Below are 3,853 nucleotides of genomic sequence, written 5' to 3'. Positions count from 1 at the left end.
AACTATTTTAAAAACAAAAACTCCTGTGATGCTATTTTAGAAGCATTAGTCTCTACGGAAAAAACGGTTAAAAGTGTATATACAAAAGAAGTATATGCAAACGGACAGCGAGGTATTTTATTAGACAAGCTTTCTTTGTCTGGTGTCAGATTTAAAGAACCAGAAAATATTACGAGAGATGTTTTAATTTTAATTCCTGGTATTATGGGGTCTACATTAAGTTCAGGTGGCAAAGACCAATGGATTCAGATGAAAGCTCTCAATAAAGGTGCTATTGTAGATAAGCTTGCAATCAGTTCCCGTAGTGTAAAAGCATCTGGGGTTGTAGAAAAATTCTATAAGCAATTTGCAGATCATTTTTCTTCAAAATATGATGTAGTTTCTTATGAATTTGATTGGCGAAAATCAGTCTCTGAAGCTGCTGTTGGATTAGAAGCGCTTACCAAAAGAATCCTTAAAGCAAACGTAAACGTACATATTGTGGCGCACTCCATGGGAGGTCTCTTAGCAAGACAGTTTATGATGGATTTTCCAGACACATGGGATGCTTTTATAAAACCTAAGAAAAATAAGTTTGTGATGTTAGGAACACCATGGTTAGGATCCTACCTTATTATGGAAGTTCTTACAGGTCATAGTAGAAGAGTAAAACAACTCGCTATGATTGATTTTAGGAATGATAAAGAAGATTTATTAGAAATTTTTTGGAAATTCCCTGGCGTATTTGAATTACTTCCTGTAGAAGAAATTACAAATAGAAGATTTTGGACTGCTACATTCTGGAATACTTTAAAAGAAAAAACAAACTTAAAAATCATCCCTAATCCTGCTAGTAATCAGCAGTCATTATCGAATTTTAACGCCTATAGAAATCGAGTTATTGATTTTTTAAAGGAGTTAGAGACAGAAGAAAAGAAAGATTTCTTTAAAAAGATTTATTATGTATGCGGAAAAGCAGACAAAACTGTGTTTGACTATTCCTATAAAAGCCGCTTTTTATCCAAATATGAAAAATTGGTGTACAAAGCTACTTCCCAAGGCGATGGCAGTGTGACTTGGAAAACAGGAATTCCAAAGCAATTATTAAAAAGTAATAATCTTTATTATACCAATACAGGACATGGAGAACTCGCTAATGAGCCTTCTATTTTTGAGGGTGTGATGGAACTTCTGGAAAGAGGAAAAACCAATAAACTCAATACGCAACCACCATTAAGTAGAGGAGGAGGAGAAGTCATCACAGACATCCATGAGTATGTAGAGCCACTGGTAGATTCTGAAGCTGTCGTGCAAGCTATTTTTGGGACAGAAAAGGAGAAAAGTGTAAAATTAGATACATTCCAAGTAACCGTTATCAATGGAGATTTAAAAGAAGCTTCGTATCCAGTAATGGTAGGGCACTTCTTTATGGATCTGATTTTAAGTGCAGAAAAAGCATTGGATGGATACCTTAATTATCGTTTATCTCAACGTATGGATATAGGGTATTATCCTGGCAGAATAGGAGAGAGCGAAGTCTTTTTTAATTTAGAAACACAACCTAAAGGGGCGATTATCTGTGGTTTAGGAGATACGGAATCTTTAACACAATTCTTACTGTCTAAAACCGTAAAACTTGCATCATTAAAATATGCTATGTTTATGCGAGATAATTACACCTTGCCACAAGCTAAAAAGCATGCTACGGGAATTTCTTTCATATTGATGGGCATAGGCTATGGCAAACTTCCTGTAGAAGAATCTATAAAAGGGATTCTTTTAGGTGTAGCTAAAGCCAATGAATACTTGAAAAATGAAGGTGCAAAACAAGGTTTAAAACCTATTAAAAATATTGAAATCATAAATTATTATGAATCTATTTCAAGTCAGGCATATTTCATCTTAAGTAATATTAGGCATGATGATAATCGGATTCCATTCACCCTTAGTAAAGGAATTATTCGCCGAACAGGAGCTAAGAAAAGACAATCATTTGCATCCAATAATTATATGTCGTGGTACAACCTACATATTACACAGGTAAGTACTATTGAAAACAATATCGTCAAAAACAAAGGATTCAAATACTACACTTCCAATGGTTTAGCTAGAGTAGAAGAAGAGTTTATCGCTATTGAATTTAAAGACATTAAACATTTATTATACGCACAAGCACATATTTCAAATTGGGATAAACGTTTGTCCAATTCATTGTTTGCTATGTTGATTCCTAATGATTTTAAAAATGTATTTAGAAATCAAGGAAATTTAATTATAAAAGTAGATAAAAAATCGGCAGAAATTCCTTGGGAGTTATTACACGATTCAAATGCAGGGGATATGCCTATAGCTGTAAGTTCAACATTTATACGGCAATTGGTCACTACTAATATTGAGCGTTTTGATCAAGTGCCCCTTCATAATAAGAATGTTCTTATTATTGGAGATCCTAAATATAACGATGATTCATTACCACAACTTGCCGCAGCCAAAGCTGAGGCAGAATGGGTTGTCAATGCTTTTGATAGTAATAGGTATAAAACATTCCCCCTGATTAATGAATCATCATTAGCCATCACAAATGAGCTCTATAATCAACAATATAAAATAATGCACTTTGCAGGGCATGGGCTTTATGACGTCGAAAACAATAAGGTAGGAATTGCTATAGGAGATGGTATTTTTATAGATCCACAAAAATTAAGACAAATAGGATATGTGCCTGAATTTGTATTCATAAACTGTTGTTATTCTGGTGCTATGAGCGATACAGAAGATAAATATAGTAGAAACAGATACCGACTAGCAGCCAATGTAGGAACACAACTTATTGAAATGGGTGTAAAAGCCATCATTATTTCTGGTTGGGCGGTAGATGACGCTGCCGCGAAAGATTTTTCAGAAACCTTTTATAAAAATATGTTTCTAGGGTATAATTTCGGAACATCGGTACAAAAAGCGCGTATGTCTTGCTTCCAGAATCATGGCACTACAAATACATGGGGTGCATATCAATGTTATGGAAATCAATTTTATGCATTTAGTAATAGAAAATACAGGAAACAAGATACGCTAGATTATGTCATGGATTCACAAGTCCATACTGATTTAGATAACTTATTAAATGAAATAAGAGATCGTAAGAATAACAAAGAAGAAACGCTTCGGAAGTTAAATCTTTACTTAGAGAAAGCAGATAAATCAAATCTTTTAGACGCCGTTATATTAGAAAAAGAAGCATTGATTTACAACGAATTAGATGAGTATGAACTTGCATATCAAAAATTTAAAACGCTCTTCAAATATGGAAAAGGAACTTTTTCTATACAAGCCTTAGAACAATATTGCATTATCAAGACAAGGATGTTTGAAAAGCCCACGCTTGAAGTTGATTTAAATGAGATTAAGTTATTATGTCTTGTGGGAGAAAATCCTAGTCGATTGAATATTATCGCAAACGCATATAAGTTTGCATCTATGCAATTTAAGGCGAGTACTAAAGTTGGTAAGACAGAGGTTATAAGCTATCTCTCTAAGGCTTTTGATAATTATGCAAGAAGTTTTAGTATCTCAACCGATCCTTACGATGCACAATGCTTAGATGCTACTACCAATATGATTTTTATTGGTCATATTTTGGAAGAACTAGGAGATAAAACACTTCTTGGTCATTTAAAAACCTGTGAAGCTTTCGAAGGAGTCAAAGACATACGGACACATTTGTTGACCATTTATAAAAATATCAATACCAAAGAAACCTCAAATGTAGATTTAGATGTTAGAATTGGTATTGCAGAAGCGGAGTATGCCTTACTATTATTCAAAAATAATTTTATAGCAGATGCAAAAATAGATTTGGTTACTAAATTCAAAG

The 3,853-nt window shown here is 33.6% G+C and carries 1 protein-coding gene; it reads left to right on the top strand.

All coding sequences use genetic code 11. The features are described 5' to 3' along the window. On the top strand, positions 1 to 3,853 hold a 3,853-nt coding region (locus tag Q0505_RS09930; RefSeq protein WP_299212255.1), incomplete at both ends, for a CHAT domain-containing protein.

Source organism: uncultured Dokdonia sp. (genome assembly GCF_937910895.1).
Taxonomy (GTDB): Bacteria; Bacteroidota; Bacteroidia; order Flavobacteriales; family Flavobacteriaceae; genus Dokdonia.
Note: the sequence above shows the minus strand (reverse complement) of the source record. Positions and strands in the feature narration are given on the sequence as shown.